We start from the raw sequence: 17904 nt of genomic DNA on the forward strand, positions 1-17904 counted from the left end.
TCACCAGATCTTCACCCGGTTCTGCGGCGCCAGGTACAGCGCCTGGTCTGGTTTGACCTCGAATGCCGGGTACCACGCATCGAGGTTGCGCACGGTCTGGGTGCGGAAGCGGCCGGGGGCGTGGACGTCGGTGAGGATGGCGTTGCGCAACGCCGGCTCGCGGTACTTGCCGCGCCAGGCCTGCGCGAAGCCGAGGAAGAAGCGCTGGTCGGGGCTGAAGCCTTCCAGCGTCTGCGGCGGCTTGCCATCCAGTGACAGGTGGTAAGCGTCGTAGGCGGTGGCCAGGCCGGCGACATCGGCGATGTTCTCGCCCAGGGTCAGCTTGCCATTGACCGACAGATCGTCGAACGCCTGGTACTGGCTGAACTGCTTCGCCAGTGCCTGCCCGGCGGCGTCGAAGCGGGCCAGGTCGTCCGGTGTCCACCAGTTGTGCAGCTTGCCGTCCTTGTCGAACAGCGCGCCAAGGTTGTCGAAGCTGTGGCTGATCTCATGGCCGATGACCGCGCCGATTGCGCCGTAGTTGACCGCGTCGTCGGCATTGGGATCAAAGAACGGCGGCTGCAGGATCGCGGCCGGAAAGATCAGCCGGTTTTCCAGCGGCACGTTCAGCGCATTGACCGTCTGCGGCAGCATGTACCACTCGTCGTGGTTGACCGCTTGGCCGAGTTTGGCCAGGTTGCGTTGATACTCGAACCGGGCCGCGCGTCGTGCGTTGCCCAGCGCGTCGTCGGGCTTCACTTCCAGGGCGCTGTAGTCGCGCCAGGTGTCCGGGTAGCCGACCGCGACAGTGAGGCCGGCGACCTTGGCGCGGGCTTCGGCCTTGGTCTGCGGGCTCATCCACTCCAGTGCATCGATGCGCTTGCCGAACGCGGCGATGATGTTGGCCACCATTGCTTCGGCGCGGGTCTTGGTCGCGGCGCTGACATGGCGTTCGACATACTGCTTGCCGACCGCCTCGCCGAGCGCGTTGTTGGTGGCGCTGACGCCGCGCTTCCAGCGCTCGCGTTGCTCCGGCGTGCCGTTGAGGGTCTTGCCATGGAACGCGAAATGGGCGTCGCCGAAGGCCTTGGGCAGGTAGGCGGCATTCCGGTCAAGCGCATGGAACACGAGGTAGTCCTTCCAGGTGTCCAGCGGCTGCGAGGCGACCAGCGCCGAGATGCCGGCAACCGCGTCCGGCTGCCAGACGATGAAGTCGGCTTGTTCGCCTAGGTCGGCGGCCTGCAGGAACGCCCCCCAGTCCAGACCTGGCGCCTTGGCAGCGAAGTCGGCAGCGGTCCAGGCATTGGCGCCGGCCTCGACGTCGTTGGTCTGCTCCTGGGTGGCGTGCACGCGGGCGATCGCGGTTTCTAGTGCAACTATGCGTTCGGCCTTGGCCGCGGCCTCATCAATCCCGGCGAGCTCCAGCGCCTTGGCGACGTGCGCCTGGTACGCCTTGCGCAGCTCGATCATGCGGCCATCGCCCAGGTAGAAGCTGCGGTCGGGCATGCCCAGTCCGCCTTGTACCAGGTAGGGCGCGTTGCGATCGGGCTGGTGGATATCCTGCGAGACCCAAAGGCCGAACAGCCGGTCGGTGTAGTAATCGGTGGCGTTGAGCAGGTCGACATCGGCGCGCAGCTGGTTGCCCAGTTCGGTCGCAAGCGCAGGCTTGTCGCTGATCGCGGCGATCGCGTCCAACCGGGGCTGGATCGCCGAGACGCCCTTGGCCTCGATTCCGGCCTGGTCCATGAACGCGGTGTAGGTGTCGCCGATCTTGCGGGTTTCGCCCGTGGCCGCGGTGTCGGCGGCGGCGTCCTCGATGATCTTGCGGACGTTCTTCTCGTTGTTGATCAGGATGCGGGTGAAGCTGTTGAAGCTGGAACGGTCGGCCGGGATTTCGGTGGTGTCGACCCAGGTCCCGTTGGCGAACTCGAAGAAGTCGTCGCCCGGCGCGACCTCGCGGTCCATGCCGGCGATATCAAAGCCGAAGCTGCCCAACACCGGGGCCTTGGCATCGGTCTGGGCGGCTGCCCCGGCACCCGCGGTATCCGTGTTGGCAGCGTCTGCCGTGGCGTCGGTTGCCGGTTGCTCGACCGAGCAGCCGGGCAGGCCGAGGGCAAACAGTGCGGACAGGGCCAACGAGAGCGACGTGGAAGTGGGCTGGTAGGACATGGCAGGCAAACCGGCTGGGGGATTCCTGCCAGCCTAGGGTCGACGAGGGCTGGACGCAAAGTGCACAAGCCATTGCGCCGACCGTCGGCTGCGGCCAGGGGCTATCGCTGGGGCGGCGAACGCCTGTTCACACGCCCGGGTTGACGCTGCCGGGGCGTCGGCGCACGGGTGGCACCACGACGGTGGTCGCCTTGTTGGCCACGATATAGGGCTGCACATCGTCGACCTGGCGCAACTTTCCAATGGCGCGCTGGGCGAACTTCCGGGTGGTGATACGCACGTGGCAGTTCTGGAACGGCGCGTCCGCGTCCTTGCCCTTGGAGCAGTAGACGACGCGACCGTCACGATCCCAGCCCAGCACCAATCGCTGCTGCTGATGGCTGGTCTGGTAGATCCAGCCTGCCTGGATATCACTTTCCGACATGGCCATTGGAGTTGCCCTGGGTTGGTGGCGGCGCGACGGCGACGCGGCCGTGAATGATGACAGTGTGGACCCGCCTGATCACGGCACCGCAGCGATGATCACGATCTCGATTTTCAGGTTCGGCCTGGCGAGCCCGGCTTGCACCGTGGCACGCGCCGGCGTAGCGCCTTGCGGTACCCACTTTTCCCAGGATTCGTTCATGGCATCGAAATCGGCCATGTCGGCCAGGAAGATGTCCGCACGCAGGATGTGCGCCTTGTCGGTCGCAGCCTGCTGCAACAGATCATCGATGGCCTGCAGCACCTGCCCGGTCTGACCGGCGATGTCGGCGCTGGCGTCCTTGGGCACCTGCCCGGCGAGATAGGCCACGCCGTTGTGGATGATCATTTTGGACATGCGGGGACCGGTATCGAAACGCTGGATCATGGAGCGGCTTCCTGTGGGGGTATCGCGTCATTGTTACTGGATTGAGGCGTGCTCGCTACACGCGTCAATACGGATAAGGGGTGCGCGACAGTGCGCGATTGGCCAAGCACCTTGATTGTCGGCGCTGGCGACGCCATGACTGGGACATCACAGTCACGGAGTCCGACATGAAAACCGTCCTTGTCACCGGCGCCAATCGCGGCATCGGTCTTGCGTTCGCCCGTCATTACACCGCCCGCGGCGATCGCGTGATTGCGGCCTGCCGCCAGGCCAGCGATGCGCTGCAGGCGACCGGTGCGCAGGTCGAGGCCGGGGTCGATGTGACCGATGATGCGGCCCTCGCCGCACTGGCGCAGCGACTGGGCGACACGCGCATCGACGTGCTGGTGCTCAACGCCGGCATCATGACCCGCGAGGTACTGGGCGACATCGACGCGGCCGGATGGGAAGACATGCGCCGCCAGTTCGAGGTCAATGCGATGGGGCCGTTGCGGGTAGCGCAGGCGTTGCTGGGCCATCTGGGCGAAGGCGCGAAGATCGGCATCATGACCAGCCGCATGGGCTCGGTGGCCGATAACGGCTCGGGCGGTCGCTACGGCTATCGCGCGTCCAAGTCGGCGGTCAACGCGATCGGCAAATCCCTGGCAGTGGACCTTGCGTCGCGCGGCATCGCCGTGTTCCTGCTGCATCCGGGCTTCGTCGCCACCGAGATGGTGGGCGGCAGTGGTGAGGTCAGCCCGGAGCATGCGGCCGGGCAGTTGGTCGAACGGCTGGACACGCTCGGTCTGGAGCAGACCGGCACGTTCTGGCACGCCAACGGCAGTGAACTGCCCTGGTGATGGGTTTGCCGCGTCTACCAGCTGTCTTCCAGCATTCGTGGCTTGCACGCCAGATAGCCGCCTGCGGCCAGCAGCAGCAGGCTTGCGCTCAGAAACGCGAATGGCCACAGCCAGCCACCGGACCAGCCGCGTAGCAGGCCGAACAGGAACGGGCCGGCGCAGCTCAGCGCGTAGCCTACGCCCTGGGTGAAGCCCGACAACGCGGCCGAGCCGGCCGGAGTGCGGGTGCGCAGGTTGATCAGTGTCAACGCGAGCGGGAACGTGCTGGGGCCCAGTCCCAGCAGTGCAACCCACAGCAGGGTCAAGGTCATCGGCGCCAGCAGCAGTCCGAGGAACGCGGACAGGTGCAACAGGCAGCACAGGATCACGATCGGGAACGGATTTTTCACCCGCACTGCGACGACCGGCATCAGGAAGCCGCTGACCAGCCCGAACGCGGAGTACAGCCCGACCATCGTGCCGCCCAGTAACGGACTGCCGCCGGCATCCACCAGCACGGCCGGTAGCCAGGTGAATATCGAATAGCTGTTGAGCGACGTCATGCCGAACATCAATGCCATTCCCCATGCCACCGGTGACCGCCAGACACGGCCGGACACCGGGGGAGCGGCGAGTTCCGGCGCCGCATCGTCCGCCGTGACGGCGCGGTCGTGGAGCAATGCCAGCGCCTGCGCGTTGGTGGAACGGCCGTGACGCTCCTGGTACAGGGTTATCGCCCAGGGTAATGCCGCGGCAACCGCCACCAGTGACCACGCGCCCAGCGACACGCGCCAACCCAGCGCATTGGCGACCGGTACCGCGGCCAGCGCAGGCAGGATGGTGCCCATCTGCAACATCGTGATGTACATCGCGCTGACGCCGCCGACCCGATCAGCGAAGTAGCGCTTGACCAGCGGCGGCAACACCACGTTGCCGATGCCCATGCCCGACAGTGCGACCGCCGATGTCAGCAGCAATTGACCGGTCCCGCCGACAAAACCACGTGCCAGCAAACCGACTGCGGCAAGCAGCATCGCCAGCAAGGCGGTGCGCTCCAGACCCAGACGGTGGGCGATGGCCGGGGTGGCGACGCCGAACACCGCAAACGCCGCGGTGGGCACGATGCCGAACACCCCGGTCATGGTCGGGCCGAAATCCAGCGTCTGGCCCAGGCTGTCCAGCAGCGGGGTCAGCGAGGTGACGGCGGTGCGCAAGTTCAGCGCCGACAGCGCGATGCCGAGCAGTATCAGGCCGCGACCGCGCCATAGCGGCAGGCGAACGTCAGGTGCGTGCTCGCGCGGGGTAGGGGGAGTCATGGGCGCCTGCAAGGGCGAGGGCGGCCGTGCCGTCGAGCCCGCCATTATAGGAGCGCCAGCAGGCAGTGATTGTGCGGAGTGTGCCGAGCGGGAACGGAACCATTACCATCGGTTGTCGACCACGACCCTTACGAGCGGTGCGTGCCACGAGCCCCCGCGATCCGACGATCGCCTTGTTACCAGGATCCAGCACCATGGCCCATATCCACTCCCCCGGACTGGCACTCCACATGTTTCCGGAAACCCTGCTCAAGTTTGGCGCGAGCCACACCGTTGAGCCGGCCAATGCCGTCGATGCGCAAACCTACTTCGTGTGTTTGTCCGCCAACGCGACGGAAGGCTTGTGGACACCGCTCCACGCCACTCGCGGTGACAGTCGTCTGGAAATTGCCGAAGAGGGCAAATCGGGGAATTCGCGCTGGACCCGAGGGTCGTCGTATTACGATCCCGCCGAGCTGTGGCGGATCCCGCATAAGGCCGCACAGCGTGGCGCTGCCGAGGCGATGGATCAGTCGACGCCGAAGGCGCCGAATACGGTCGTCCCGTCCTCGCTGCCTGCGCGCGCCCAGTTCCCTGCCGACACCGCATTCCGTGGAGCCGCTACGCACGCCGGCGGCCGGTGACGACAGCTCCGGAGCGGTTGTTTGCCCCGCGCTATCGGGCGCTGACGCTGGGCGCGGTATCGCTGGTCGCGCTTTATGCGTTCGAGGCGCTGGCCGTGGCCACCGCAATGCCGGTGGTGGCACACGCGCTGGATGGCTTGTCACTGTACGCGATGGCCTTTGCCGGCACGCTGGCCGCGGCGGTGGTCGGGATGGTTGCCAGCGGCCCCTGGGCAGATCGCAGTGGCCCGCGCGCGCCGCTCAAACACGGCATCGTGTGGTTTGGCATCGGCCTGGTGATCGCTGGCCTGGCGCCGACGATGTGGGTGCTGTTGGTGGGGCGGGTGATCCAGGGCTTTGGCGGCGGGCTGATGTCGGTCGCCCTGTACGTGGTGGTGGGACGGGCCTATCCACCGCAAATGCGCGCGCCGATCTTCGCCGCGTTTGCTGCCGCATGGGTGTTGCCGGCGATCATCGGGCCGACCATCAGCGGCCTGATAGTCGAGCACCTGGGTTGGCGCTGGGTATTCCTGCTGGTCCCGTTTGTTGCCGCACTGGCCGCGGCCATGGTGTTGCCGGCACTGCGTGGGATGGGTCCTTTGCCGCAGCAGACGTCCACTGACGCCAGCGGCAACCGGCAGCGGATCGCCTGGGCGGTGGTCGCGGCGGTCAGCGCGTTGCTGCTGCACTACGCCGGCCAACGACGTGACTGGCTGGCGATCGTCTTGTTGGGTGCTGCCGGTGTCGGGTTGCTGGCCAGCATGGTCAAGCTGCTCCCCGCCGGGACCTTGCGCGCCGGCCGCGGGCTTCCGTCCGTCATCGCCTTGCGCGGGATTGCCTCGGCGGCCTTCTTTGGCACCGAGATATTCCTGCCGTTATTGCTGACCCGCGAGCGCGGCTTGTCGCCGACCTGGGCCGGGTTGGCATTGACCATCGGCGCGATTGGCTGGTCGCTGGGTTCGTGGAATCGGGGGCGGCTGATCGATCCTTCGCCGGCGCGCCTGTTGCAGGCCGGCATGGGGTTGATCGCACTGGGCGTGGCTTGCGTCGCACTGGCCGTGATGCCGACGGTGCCGCTCCAGGTCGCGATGGCCGGCTGGGTGGTTGCCGGGCTGGGCATGGGCACGGTGTATCCCAGCCTGTCGATACTGACGCTGGAACTGTCGCCGCCGGAGCGACAGGGCGCCAATGCCTCGGCGTTGCAACTGTGCGACGCCTTGTTCACCGCCACCATGTTGGCCGTGGGCGGATCCCTGTTCGCCGCCTTGCTGGCACGTTCACCGATTGCGGCGTATCTGTCGGGATTTGCGATAACCGGCAGCCTGGCCGTGCTCGGATTGTTGCTGGCGGCCCGCGTGCGGCCAGCAACCCTTGCGCCGAGCGGAAGTTAGGAAGTTAAAGCTCCGGCCAAGACGACCGATAACGTACCGAAGCCCGGCGATCCGGCGGGCCGTTGGGGGTGCACGTGCGTCCGGTGGTTGCAGATGAAGTGGAGCTTGGTTCGCCATTGGCGTGGTCGGTATACGACCGCGAGGGCAAGCTGTTGTTCGTGCAGGGAATGGTGCTGGCAAGCCCGGACCAGTTGGATGTGGTGTTGGAGCGCGGCATGTTGGTGCCCGACACCGAGACCAGCGCAGGCGTGCTGGTGGCGGAGTTCGATCACGCCGCCGACCAGGCCGATGAGGCGTTGCAACTCGACGAGATTGCGCCGGTGGGCCCCCCGGCCGAGCCGGAGCCTCCCGTGTTCCGCGAAATGCAAGTGCTGCGCCATGAGCTGAAAGTGCTGCACCGGCACTTGGCAATGCGTGAAGGCGACGCTTTGGGCGAGCAGTTGTTTGAGATTGCTCGGCGCCTGCGCGGCCTGGTCGCGCGCGACGCCGACGCGGCTCTGGCGGCGATGCAACTGGAAGTCGGCGATGACGGCCACGTGGCGCGGCTGTTGCATGCGGCGACCCTGTGCGAGTTGCTGGTGCGCGCGCGTGGCTGGGACGAGGACGAGAGCTTGTCGGTTGTCGCTGCCGCATTGAGCTATGACGTCGCGCTGGGTCCGTTTGCCGCCGCCATGAACCGACAGGAATCCGAGTTGTCAGTTGACCAACGCCTGGTGATTGCCGGCCATCCACAGGCCGGCGTCGAGCTGTTGCAAGCGGCCGGGGTGGAGGATCCGGTTTGGCTGGCTGCCGTGTTGCAGCACCACGAGCGCATTGACGGCAGTGGGTATCCCAACCGCCTGTCGGGCGATGCGATCAGCCGTGGCGCGCGAAAGCTGGCGATTGTTGATATCTATTCAGCGATGGTGCGCCCACGTGCCTATCGCGAAGCGGTGCATGCGCGGCACGCCCTGCGCAGCCTGTTCCTGGAGCGTGGCAAGGCCGTTGATGAAGGGTTGGCAATCCTGCTGGTTCGGGAGATCGGTGTATTTCCGCCGGGAACCCCGGTGCGGCTGGCGAACCGGGAAGTCGGGGTGGTGCTGCGTCGAGGCCAAGGCGCCACGCAGCCGATGGTCGCGCGGCTGATCAACGCCAACGGCACCCTGGCCGCACTTGCCGCGCAACGCGACACGGCGTTGCCGGCGTACGCAATTACCGAGACCGTGCCGCCACGCAAATACCAGGCGTTGGTCGCCAGCGCGAGCGAGCTGTGGTGCAGCGAGCGGACCTTGCTGCGGCCATAGCGCGCAGCCTCAGGCGCCGACCTGCCGGCGCACTGCAGCCATGTCGCGTATCGGGCGAACTTCGATGCACCCGGTGCGTGCCCAAGGGAATTCCGCCGCGATGCGGACGGCCTCGTCCAAGCTGTCGGCTTCGATCAGGTTGAAGCCTGCCAGGACTTCCTTGGTCTCGGCGAAAGGACCATCGACGACAGTGGTGCGCCCGTTGCGGATACGCACCGACCGGGCCTTCCTGGCGGACTCGAGTTGCTGCGATTCGATCAGTTGGCCACGGGCGCGCAACGCGTCGGCGTGGACGAAACAGCCGCGCATCCGGGTATCGAACTCGCCCTCGGGCAATGCGTCGAGCTCGGTGTCGTCGTTGTAGACAAGCAGCAGGAATTGCATGAATTCGTCCTGTGGGGGAGGCGGCTGCATCATGCCGGAGATCAGGCGTGTGCGCCGTGGCTGGGTCTCCAGTTTAAAGTTTTCCCCTCCTGTCGATTCCCCGCCTTCCGGTTCGTCGTATTTGCAAGAGCGCACCTGGTGACCGAGCCGCGGCTCCAATGGGTGCCTCATCCACGAGCGAGGAAAAACGACATGAAAGTGATGGTGATGGTCAAGGCGACCCGGCAATCCGAGGCCGGCGCCATGCCGAGCGAGCAACGATTGACCGAGATGGGCCGCTACAACGAGGAACTGGCGAAGGCGGGCATCCTGCTTGCCGGCGAGGGCTTGCAGCCCAGCAACACGGGCGCACGAGTAAGGTTTTCTGGCACTTCGCGGCGGGTCGTTGATGGGCCGTTCGCGGAGACCAAGGAGCTGGTTGCCGGGTTCTGGCTGTGGCAGGTGCGCTCGTTGCAGGAGGCGATCGAATGGGTCAAGCGCTGTCCGAATCCGCACGAGGGAGTTTGCGAGATCGAGATCCGCCAGGTCTTCGAGGCGGAAGATTTTGGTGTCGAGTTCACTCCCGGGTTGCGCGAGCAGGAGCAGAGGCTGCGCGAACGATTGGCGGTGTAACCAGGCTTGCAGGAATCCGGTCAACGACCTTCTCGGGAGATCCTTCATAGCGATTCCTGACCAGTCCGGCCTGGTGGGTTCGCGGTCCGCACTTGTGGCATGGCGGCGGCGGTGCTCTGATCGGTTGTCATGACCGATCACGACCCACGACGTAACGCCCACCGCGCGATTGAGGCAGTCTGGCGGATCGAGGCGCCGCGGATCATCGCGGCCCTCGCGCGGATGGTGCGCGATATCGGGGTAGCCGAGGAGCTGGCGCAGGACGCCTTGGTTGCCGCACTGGAGCGCTGGCCGGAATCGAGTGTGCCCGACAACCCCGGTGCCTGGCTGATGGCGACCGCGAAGCACCGCGCTATCGACCGCCTGCGTCGCCACCAGCTGCAGCAGCGCAAGCATGAGCAGCTCGGCCACGAGTTGGAGGGCCGCGACATGGACCGCCCGGACAGCGACCGACGCCTGGACGACGACATTGGCGATGACCTGCTGCGGCTGGTGTTCACGGCCTGCCACCCGGTGGTGTCCACCGATGCCCAGGTCGCGCTGACGCTGCGCCTGCTTGGCGGGCTGGGCACCGATGAGATCGCGCGTGCCTTCCTGCTGCCGGAGGCGACCATCGCCCAGCGCATCGTGCGCGCCAAGCGCACCCTGACCGCCAAGCAGGTGCCGTTCGAGGTCCCGCGCAAGGACCAATTGCCCGAACGCCTGGCATCGGTACTCGGGGTCATCTACCTGATCTTCAACGAGGGCTATTCGGCGACCGCCGGCGATGACTGGATGCGACCGGCGCTGTGCGACGAGGCCTTGCGGCTGGGCCGGGTTCTGGTCGGGCTGGCACCGGGTGAGCCAGAAGTGCACGGCTTGTTGGCCTTGATGGAGATCCAGGCTTCACGCGCCAAAGCGCGGCTGGGGCCATCGGGTGAGCCGATCGTGTTGCTGGAGCAGGACCGTGCCCGCTGGGATCGGCTGGCGATCGGCCGTGGTTTCGCGTCGCTGGAGCTCGCCGAAAGAATCGGCGGCGAGCACGGCGTCTATGCGCTACAGGCCGCCATCGCGGCGTGCCATGCGCGGGCACCGACCGCGCCTGACACCGACTGGGCACGCATCGCCGAGTTGTACGCAACACTCGCCGTGGTGGCGCCGTCGCCGGTGGTTGAACTCAACCGCGCGGTGGCAGTGGGGATGGCCTACGGCCCGGCGGCGGGGTTGGCCCTGACCGATGCACTGGAAAGCGAGCCACTGCTCGCTCGCTACCATTTGTTTCCGGCAGTGCGTGGCGACCTGCTGTGGAAACTCGGTCGCCACGAGGAGGCGCGCCACCAGTTCGAGCGTGCCGCTTCGCTCACTCGCAATCGCCGCGAACGCGTGCTGTTGCTGGCGCGCGCGGCCTCTTGCGGGGATCCCCCGGGTTGCGGCGACCAGCCAGATGACGTTGCGTCCACCACCGGGCGTGTCACGATTCCCCGGCCCCCTCGCGGAACACTCCAATGAATGCCAACGACCCCGAATACGACCCCGACGACAACTTCGCCAACAGTTCCCGGGCCAGCGCCGGCATCGATCCGGATGCCGACGACACACCCGAGACGCTGGTCTGGCAGCTGCTGCTGTTGATCAACCCCGGCGACGAGGAGGCGGCCTTGCAGCAGTTCGCCGAGTACCGCGAAGCGCTGGACGAGGCCGACCCGGACCAGGCCGAGCCGGTCTGGCTGCTCAAGGACGTGGTCGACTGGAAGGCCGGGTTCTACGTCGATGGTGCCGATGCGGTGTCGTTCATCGATACCATCACCGAGCTGGCCGCGCGCTGGAACCTCAGCGTCGACTGGGGCGTGGAGGATGCCAGTGACGAGGACTTCCTGGCCGACGCCGACGTGCCATCGCTGATGGCGGTCGCCTACGACCGGCTACGTGAGTACGGCTACAGCCTGTGGACATGGAATGCCGCCAGCGGGCCGTCCGGCGAAGACGACATGCACGCGGGCTGGATCACCTTGAGCAGCGACGACGAGGCGATGCAGGAACTGGCGCACGCACTGGATATCGAACTGCGTCCGGGCAGCGATCCATTTGGCTGATGGTTGCGCCGACCGGCGTCGTTTCGCCGGACAACCATGCGTTGTGACCGTGCGATGGATCGGATTACAGCCGTGACGCCAGCAGTTCCACATCGGCGTGCTGCCACGCTTGCGCGAACTGCCGTTCAACCTCGGCGGCATCGCTTGTGCGCTTCTGCGCTTGCAGGCTTTGCGCCAGGCCATGCAGAGACCAGCCGTTGGCCGGGTTGCGTTCCAGTTCCTCCCGATACACCGCCTCGGCTTCCATCGGACGGTCGGCGGCCAGCAGCAACGCGCCCAGCGTATGGCGTACCGGCGCGTGCCAGCCCGGCGGCTCATCGTAGGGAATCGCGTCCTCGGTCACGGCCGCCTCGCGCAGCGCGATGATCGCGGTATCGAGGTCACCGCTCGCGTTCGCCACCTCGGCGCTGAGACTGCGCTCTGCGATACGCACGGCGTGGCTGAGCGGATAACGGTCCCAGACCATCAGCGTCTCCATGCTCGGGTCATCGGCCAGCGTGCGCAACGCGGCCAGGTGGCGTTGTGCATCGGCGGCGCGCTGCTGCCGTGCCGCCGCAGTGCCTTCGGCGTAATGCCAGATCGCGCTGACGTACGGCAGGTCCGGTGCCGGGTTGGGCTGGCCGACGATCTCTTCCCAGCGGCCGAAACGCACGCGATCGAACCACGGCGTCATCCAGTAGTGCTGCAGGGCGGCGAAGCCCGGTTGGCGCATCAGCTCGGGCAGGTGGGTGCGCTCGGCGGTCTCCAGCGCGGCGGTGCGGGCGATCTCGCTGTTACCCTCCATGCTTGCGGCGAACCACAGGAAGTGGTGGTTATGCGGCACGTAGCCGAGCGGGTAGACGCCGCCGGTGTTGCCGCGGCACAGCGCCAGGTAGGCGTCGTCGGCCTCGATCGCGCGCTGGTTGGCGATCACCGCGTCGTGCCAGCGGCCGACCCGCGAGTAGATGTGAGCGGGCATGTGGACCAGGTGGCCGGAGCCGGGGATCAATTCGCGCAGGCGATCGGCGGCAACGACCCCGCGTTGTGGATTGTCGGACGCTTCTACCGCGTGCACGTACAGATGCAGCGCGCCGGGATGGTCCGGGTTGCGTTCGATCACCGATTCCAGCGTCGTGACGATCTCACGGGTGTTGCCCTTCGGCTGCCGCTTGGCGTCGTAGTAGTTCCACGGCTGCAGGTCCATGAGCGCCTCGGCGTGGAGGGTGGCGGCGTCGAGGTCCTCGGGACGTTCGTGTATCAGCACGCGGGTGGCATCGGCGTAGGCCTCGTCGAGCGGACCACGGTCCGCGGGCGGGCTATCGGCGTAGCGTGCCGACAGGGCCTTGATGAAGGCCTGTTCGCGCGTGCTGGCCTCGGGTGCGAGTGAGCGGGCCTTTTGCAGGCGCTCCCAGGCGCGCGCAGTGTTTTCCGGATCCATTGCCGCGTTGACGTGTGGGCCAAGTACGAGAGCCGCACCCCACCAGCACATCGCGCATTTGGGATCGAGTTCGGTCGCGCGCAGAAACGACCGTTCGGCGGCGTCGTGGTTGAAACCGTAGGTGAGCATCAGGCCCTGGTTGAACCAGCGCTGCACCTCGGGATGGTCGCTGGTGACCGCGAAATGGTAGTCGCCGAGCCCTTCGAGCAGGTTGACCCCGAGTGCGGATTCCGGCGGTGAAGCGGCTTGCACAATGGCCGCGGGACCGTCGTGCGGGCCGGTGCAGGCGGCGGCGAAGGTGATCGCGGCGGCGAACAGGGCGGCGTGATGGGAACGGTTCATGGTGAGCCTCCGAAGCTCCCCCTGAATCTTTTCTACGCCTGCGAGAAGTCGACCGCAAGTGCAATATGCAAGGACGAACCCACAAAGAAAAGCAAGCAAAAATCACGCCAGTGCCACGCCCTCCAATGGACCTGGAACACCAGCAACGGTCCGTCCGGTGACGAGGGCATCCATCGCAAGCGCTGCCGTGGTTGATCCGATCACGGTCCGGGAATAAAGATCGATTCGATCGGCAAGTCGAACAACTGCGCAATCTTGAACGCCAACGGCAGGCTGGGATCGTACTTGCCGGTCTCGATCGCGATGATGGTCTGCCTCGATACATCCAGTTGCTCGCCCAGGTGGGCCTGCGACCAACCCTGTTGATTACGCAACGTGCGCAGGTGGTTTTTCATTCTTCGCGATACCGTCGCTTGGTCCACCACAGCGCAATGCCGAATACGGCAAACAGGCCGGGAAATACCCACATCAAGCCGCCGTGAAGGTGAACGAGACCTGCGGTTTGCAGGAAAGCGGCGGCCATGCTCAGTACGCCGACCGTCAACCCGGCGATGGCCGCAGCCTCCAGGAATATCCGCCGCTCCAGCTCATCGCCGTCGCGAACCCGACGCATCACCGACCGACCGATGAACACCACTGGAAGGACCGGAGACAGGGCGATCAGCGTCCGCGCCGCTGTGCCCTGCACGTATTCGAGCATTGGCCAGACCAGCAGCATGATGGCCATGTAGCTTCCAATGGCGAGGAAGAACTCACGCGCATAGCGCCGGTCGACGGTGCGCATGCGGTCGGTGTTGGTCCACCGTGCGCACACCAGCCAGATCGCGCCGGTGCCGGCACAGATCAATCCCCCTTCGAGCAGTGCCTGACTGTCGATCAGCCATCCACCGAGGATCAGTGCCATGCCTACGCTGGTCGTAGCTAAGCCGAGGGCCAGCATGAAGCGGCGATTGGTCAGCTTGTTCCATGCAGTCATGGCGACACCAGTGTGGCGAGGAAATCATCCACGGTCTCGAGGAACTTCCGTGGCTGGTCGAGCATCACGAAGTGCCGGGACGGGGAGATGGACACCACGTCCACCTGCGGCGCGCCGGCGAGCAGTTGCCGGTAGTAATCGACCTTTTCGGTCTCGCTCATCACCATCGGCGGGGTGCTGAAGTCCGGTGCGTTGTAGGGCGATATTTCCAGGATGGGCACCGTCGCGGCCGATAGCCGGTCGCGCAGGTCCAGCGCCAGGTCTTCGGCGGCGTAGCGCCCAGTCGCGGCGGGATCGCTGCGCGCAGTCAAGGCCGCGGTTTTCATCGCCAGGGTCGGATCAATCACTCCGATGGCCTGCATGTAGCCCAGTTGCATGGCCTGGAACTGCTCGGCATTGGCGTTCGCCATCTGCGCACCGATCTGTTTCGCATGGGCCTGTCGGTCGCTGGCGCCCAGTCGCTCGAACCCGGGGAACACGGGCAGGCCGTCGACGGCAACGACGCCGGCCAGCTTGTCGGCGTGGCGGGTTGCTATATCCAGCGCCAGCGTGCCGCCGAGGCTGTGGCCGATCAGCACCGGCTGCTCGAGGTTGCGCGAGTCAATCAGTTCGACCAGCGATTCGGCAGCGCGATCAAAATAGCTTTCATCACCCTGCGGCGCGGGCACACCGTCAAAGCCCGCCAGGGTCACAGCGTAGACCACGTGGGAATCGCGCAGGTGGGCGATGGTGTCGTCCCAGACCCATGCTCCGCTGGCCAACCCCGGAATCAGGATCACTGGCTGGCCGCTGACGCCGTGTTGTTGCACGCGCAAGGTGCCGATGGTGAAGGTTTCATCAGCCGACACCGCCACCTCGGCGGCCGGCCGGGCGACTGCGGGCAACGCCAACAGGGAAAGCAATGCAAGTGGGATCAGCGGGTGCATGGGCGGCTCCGTTTATGTAAAGGTTGCTTGACACGAACAGTAGAAGCGGATATCGCATATGTCAAGCATGCTTTACATCAAGTTTTCCGCCAGTCGCATTCAGGGCTCGTCACGCCGCTTGCCGTACCACATACCCAATTCGTGTCGTGACCGGAGCATCTTCCGGCCACGCCACAGGAACCGCGCCAGCAGTCGCAACTGTTCGCCCAGGGTGTGGGTACGCAACTTGCGCGCCGAGGTCATCACCACCTCCTTCAGGATCACCAGGCGCCCGTGCCGGGCCAACGCACGGCCCATCGCGACATCCTCGCCAGCGTAGTAGGTCTGATCGAAACCGCCGACCGCATCGAACGCGGCGCGGGTGCAGAACAGGCTGCAACCCGGGGTCACGCCCACCCAGCGGAATATATGGATCAGCATCACCTGCCCGATCCGCTCGTGCAGCGCCGCCTTGCCGAGCAGCTTCACGCCCGCGCCACCGCCCACCGCGCCTTCGCGCATCGCCGTCATCGCGGCGCGGACATAGGCTGGATGGATCAGCGTGTCCGCATCGATGAAGAACAGGAAGTCGCCGCGTGCCTCGCGTGCGCCGGCGTTGCGGGTGGCGGCGATCTGCCGGTGCGATACGCGGACGACGCGTGCGCCACTGCGGCGGGCAATCGCGGCGGTGCGATCGGTGGACGCATCGTCAACGACGATGCTCTCGAATGGCTCGCCCACCTCGCCCGCGCTGTGGGTGATGACCTCCAGGGTAGCGGCGATCAGCCGCTCTTCGTCATGGGCCGGGACGATGAAGGAAATCATGCGGCCATCGTTGCACATGGCTGCGTGGGCTCCGGGCAATGCCCCCGGGTTCGAGTTCGCTGCCGCGCTCTGTTAAGGTTTGCCTTTCGCATCGTTGCGATCCGGCGCGCGTGACTGCCCGCTGCGGCAGGCCCGGATTGCTCCATGACGCAGCCGGACAGGTGGTCATTCCCTGTCATCACGGACTTGATTCCAATCCCACGTGCGCCTTTGCGGCGCTTGCGTGGTTTGGTTGTGGTTCGGCTCCTGCGTCTCACCCAGCGGCCCTCGGCCTGCTGTCATCGGAGGAAGCATTGGCCGTTCCCGTGTTTGAGTTCCATCAGTTGCAAACGTCCACCGTGCTGTTGTTGATGTTGGCCTTCTACGGCGGGACGTTCCTGGTTTCCACCCGGATCGGGCACAAGAAAGAGAACGTCGACGGGTACATGACATCGAGCAGTTCGGTCGGCTTCGGTGTTTCCGCCGCGAGCATGACCGCGACCTGGATCTGGGCGGCATCGTTCTATGCGGCGGCCACGTCGGGCTACAAGTACGGTATTTCCGGGCCGATCCACTACGGTTTGTGGGGCGCGTTGATGATTCTTTTCATCTACCCCTTCGGACGCCGATTCCGTGAGGTCGCGCCCGAAGCGCACACGCTGGCCGAGATCATGCATGCCCGCCACGGCCGCTCGAGTCAGTTGATCCTGGCCGGTTCCAACATCGTCGGCAGCATCATCAGCCTGATGGCCAATTTCACCGCCGCCGGCGCGCTGGTGGCGATGCTGTCGCCGCTGGATTTCGTGCATGGCGTGCTCATTGCCGGGATCGGCACCTTGTCATACACGCTATGGTCGGGTTTCCGCGCCTCGTTGCTGACCGACGTTGTCCAGGTCGCGGCGATGATGGGCGCGGCGGCACTGATCATCCCGTTGGTGTTCTTCAGCGCTGGCGGGACGGAAGTGTTCACCCAGGGCTGGGACCGGATCAGTGCCGAGCAGGGCAGTTTCTTCTCGCGCCAGGCATTCCTGGAGCAGGGTGCGCCGTACTTCGTCGCCGTGCTTGCGTACGCGATTGGCAACCAGACCATTGCCCAGCGATTGTTCGCGGTCCGCGAGGACCTGATCAAGCCGACCTTCCTGATGGCCACCGTCAGCTACGGGGCGACGGTGATCGGCCTAGGAATGATCGGCGTTATCGCGCTGATGATCGGGATGGGGCCCGCCGATGGCGACCACAACAACCTGATCCCGCAGATGGCGTCGACCTATCTGTCGCCGTTGATGATCGGCATCTTCTTCATCATGGTGATCGGCTCGTTGTCATCCACGGCCGACTCCGACCTGTCGGCATTGTCGTCGATCATGATGACCGACATCTACGGCAAGAACCTCGCACGTGGCAAGGTCAACCCGGCCACGATGCTCTGGGTCGGGCGTATCACGATGGTCGTGGCGACCACCGCGGGTTTGATCTTCGCCAGCTTCCGGATCGACATCCTCGACTTGCTGGTGTTTGTCGGCGCGTTGTGGGGGTCGATCGTGTTCCCGGTGATCGCTAGTTTCTACTGGAAGCGGGTCACCAATCGTGCGTTTACCACTGCCGTGGCGGTGTCGCTGGTGTTCTTCATCGTGTCGCGCTTCGAGTTGGTACCGATTGAAGGCGTGGTCGCGCTGGTGCTGGAGGTCTTCGCTGCGCTGGGGGCCGGCGTAGTGTTGGGGTTGATGGCGTTCGGATTCTTCGGCAAGCGCATCGGCCTGGGAGTCGGCGTGCTTGCGGCGCTGGGGCTGATGCCGTTCATGCTGGGCTTCCTGCGCGACTACACGGTGCTACTGAGTTCGTTGAACGCCTATGGTGTCAGCACGCTGGTATGCACGTTGATCAGCATGCGTAACCCGCACGAGTTTGATTTCGAGCTCATCAAGCAGCGCGTTACCGCCTTCCAGACCGATGACGGCGGCGCGACCCAGACATGAGGACATGG

The 17904-nt window shown here is 65.6% G+C and carries 18 protein-coding genes; 8 read left to right on the top strand and 10 right to left on the bottom strand.

Annotation, left to right across the window (positions count from 1 at the left end):
* From ACW5DN_RS12700 to ACW5DN_RS12710, 3 genes are all read right to left on the bottom strand, one after another.
* Window positions 1–2148 carry a M13 family metallopeptidase gene (locus ACW5DN_RS12700; RefSeq protein WP_456963180.1) on the bottom strand — a complete coding sequence of 716 codons (2148 nt, stop codon included), beginning with the start codon at window positions 2146–2148 and terminating at the stop codon, window positions 1–3.
* 127 nt (window positions 2149–2275) lie between these two features.
* On the bottom strand, window positions 2276–2578 hold the full coding sequence (locus tag ACW5DN_RS12705) for a hypothetical protein (RefSeq protein WP_456963181.1): 303 nt from the start codon (window positions 2576–2578) through the stop codon (window positions 2276–2278).
* A 72-nt stretch (window positions 2579–2650) separates the two neighbouring features.
* Complete coding sequence (locus ACW5DN_RS12710) at window positions 2651–2998, bottom strand: RidA family protein (RefSeq protein WP_456963182.1); 348 nt, start codon at window positions 2996–2998, stop codon at window positions 2651–2653.
* 167 nt (window positions 2999–3165) lie between these two features.
* Here ACW5DN_RS12710 and ACW5DN_RS12715 point away from each other — a divergent pair, with 167 nt between their 5' ends.
* Complete coding sequence (locus ACW5DN_RS12715) at window positions 3166–3837, top strand: SDR family oxidoreductase (RefSeq protein WP_456963183.1); 672 nt, start codon at window positions 3166–3168, stop codon at window positions 3835–3837.
* Between the two features lie 14 nt (window positions 3838–3851).
* Here the strand turns inward: ACW5DN_RS12715 and ACW5DN_RS12720 are convergent, their stop codons facing one another.
* Window positions 3852–5132 (bottom strand): MFS transporter, encoded by a 1281-nt coding sequence (locus ACW5DN_RS12720; RefSeq protein WP_456963184.1) that lies wholly within the window; start codon window positions 5130–5132, stop codon window positions 3852–3854.
* A gap of 194 nt (window positions 5133–5326) precedes the next feature.
* Here ACW5DN_RS12720 and ACW5DN_RS12725 point away from each other — a divergent pair, with 194 nt between their 5' ends.
* From ACW5DN_RS12725 to ACW5DN_RS12735, 3 genes are all read left to right on the top strand, one after another.
* On the top strand, window positions 5327–5755 hold the full coding sequence (locus ACW5DN_RS12725; protein ID WP_456963185.1) for a hypothetical protein: 429 nt from the start codon (window positions 5327–5329) through the stop codon (window positions 5753–5755).
* The gene (locus tag ACW5DN_RS12730) at window positions 5752–7125 is read left to right on the top strand and encodes an MFS transporter (protein WP_456963186.1); all 1374 of its coding nucleotides are present in this window, start codon (window positions 5752–5754) and stop codon (window positions 7123–7125) included. The genes ACW5DN_RS12725 and ACW5DN_RS12730 overlap by 4 nt, the downstream gene beginning before the upstream one ends.
* Before the next feature lie 83 nt (window positions 7126–7208).
* Window positions 7209–8408 (top strand): HD-GYP domain-containing protein, encoded by a 1200-nt coding sequence (locus ACW5DN_RS12735; protein ID WP_456963187.1) that lies wholly within the window; start codon window positions 7209–7211, stop codon window positions 8406–8408.
* Between the two features lie 9 nt (window positions 8409–8417).
* On the opposite strand, the gene ACW5DN_RS12740 is transcribed toward ACW5DN_RS12735, so the two are convergent.
* Window positions 8418–8792 (bottom strand): YciI family protein, encoded by a 375-nt coding sequence (locus ACW5DN_RS12740; protein ID WP_456963411.1) that lies wholly within the window; start codon window positions 8790–8792, stop codon window positions 8418–8420.
* A gap of 192 nt (window positions 8793–8984) precedes the next feature.
* Here ACW5DN_RS12740 and ACW5DN_RS12745 point away from each other — a divergent pair, with 192 nt between their 5' ends.
* From ACW5DN_RS12745 to ACW5DN_RS12755, 3 genes are all read left to right on the top strand, one after another.
* Window positions 8985–9404: a YciI family protein gene (locus ACW5DN_RS12745; RefSeq protein ID WP_456963188.1), complete on the top strand. Its 420-nt coding sequence runs from the start codon at window positions 8985–8987 to the stop codon at window positions 9402–9404.
* 129 nt (window positions 9405–9533) lie between these two features.
* Window positions 9534–10892: an RNA polymerase sigma factor gene (locus ACW5DN_RS12750; RefSeq protein WP_456963189.1), complete on the top strand. Its 1359-nt coding sequence runs from the start codon at window positions 9534–9536 to the stop codon at window positions 10890–10892.
* Window positions 10889–11476 (top strand): DUF6630 family protein, encoded by a 588-nt coding sequence (locus ACW5DN_RS12755; protein ID WP_456963190.1) that lies wholly within the window; start codon window positions 10889–10891, stop codon window positions 11474–11476. The genes ACW5DN_RS12750 and ACW5DN_RS12755 overlap by 4 nt, the downstream gene beginning before the upstream one ends.
* 64 nt (window positions 11477–11540) lie before the next feature.
* Here the strand turns inward: ACW5DN_RS12755 and ACW5DN_RS12760 are convergent, their stop codons facing one another.
* The 5 genes from ACW5DN_RS12760 to ACW5DN_RS12780 form a co-directional block, all read right to left on the bottom strand.
* Entirely contained in the window at window positions 11541–13235 is a 1695-nt protein-coding gene (locus tag ACW5DN_RS12760; protein WP_456963191.1) for a tetratricopeptide repeat protein, read from the bottom strand.
* 200 nt (window positions 13236–13435) lie between these two features.
* Window positions 13436–13630: a helix-turn-helix transcriptional regulator gene (locus ACW5DN_RS12765; RefSeq protein WP_456963192.1), complete on the bottom strand. Its 195-nt coding sequence runs from the start codon at window positions 13628–13630 to the stop codon at window positions 13436–13438.
* Window positions 13627–14211: a hypothetical protein gene (locus ACW5DN_RS12770; protein WP_456963193.1), complete on the bottom strand. Its 585-nt coding sequence runs from the start codon at window positions 14209–14211 to the stop codon at window positions 13627–13629. The genes ACW5DN_RS12765 and ACW5DN_RS12770 overlap by 4 nt, the downstream gene beginning before the upstream one ends.
* Entirely contained in the window at window positions 14208–15137 is a 930-nt protein-coding gene (locus tag ACW5DN_RS12775) for an alpha/beta fold hydrolase (RefSeq protein WP_456963194.1), read from the bottom strand. The genes ACW5DN_RS12770 and ACW5DN_RS12775 overlap by 4 nt, the downstream gene beginning before the upstream one ends.
* Window positions 15138–15236: 99 nt before the next feature.
* On the bottom strand, window positions 15237–15941 hold the full coding sequence (locus ACW5DN_RS12780; protein ID WP_456963195.1) for a glycosyltransferase: 705 nt from the start codon (window positions 15939–15941) through the stop codon (window positions 15237–15239).
* A gap of 293 nt (window positions 15942–16234) precedes the next feature.
* On the opposite strand from ACW5DN_RS12780, the gene ACW5DN_RS12785 reads away from it, so the two are divergent.
* Window positions 16235–17896, top strand: coding sequence for a sodium:solute symporter family protein (locus tag ACW5DN_RS12785; RefSeq protein WP_456963196.1), 1662 nt, complete (start codon window positions 16235–16237; stop codon window positions 17894–17896).
* Window positions 17897–17904: the final 8 nt, after the last annotated feature.

This window comes from Lysobacter sp. A289, from assembly GCF_054072675.1.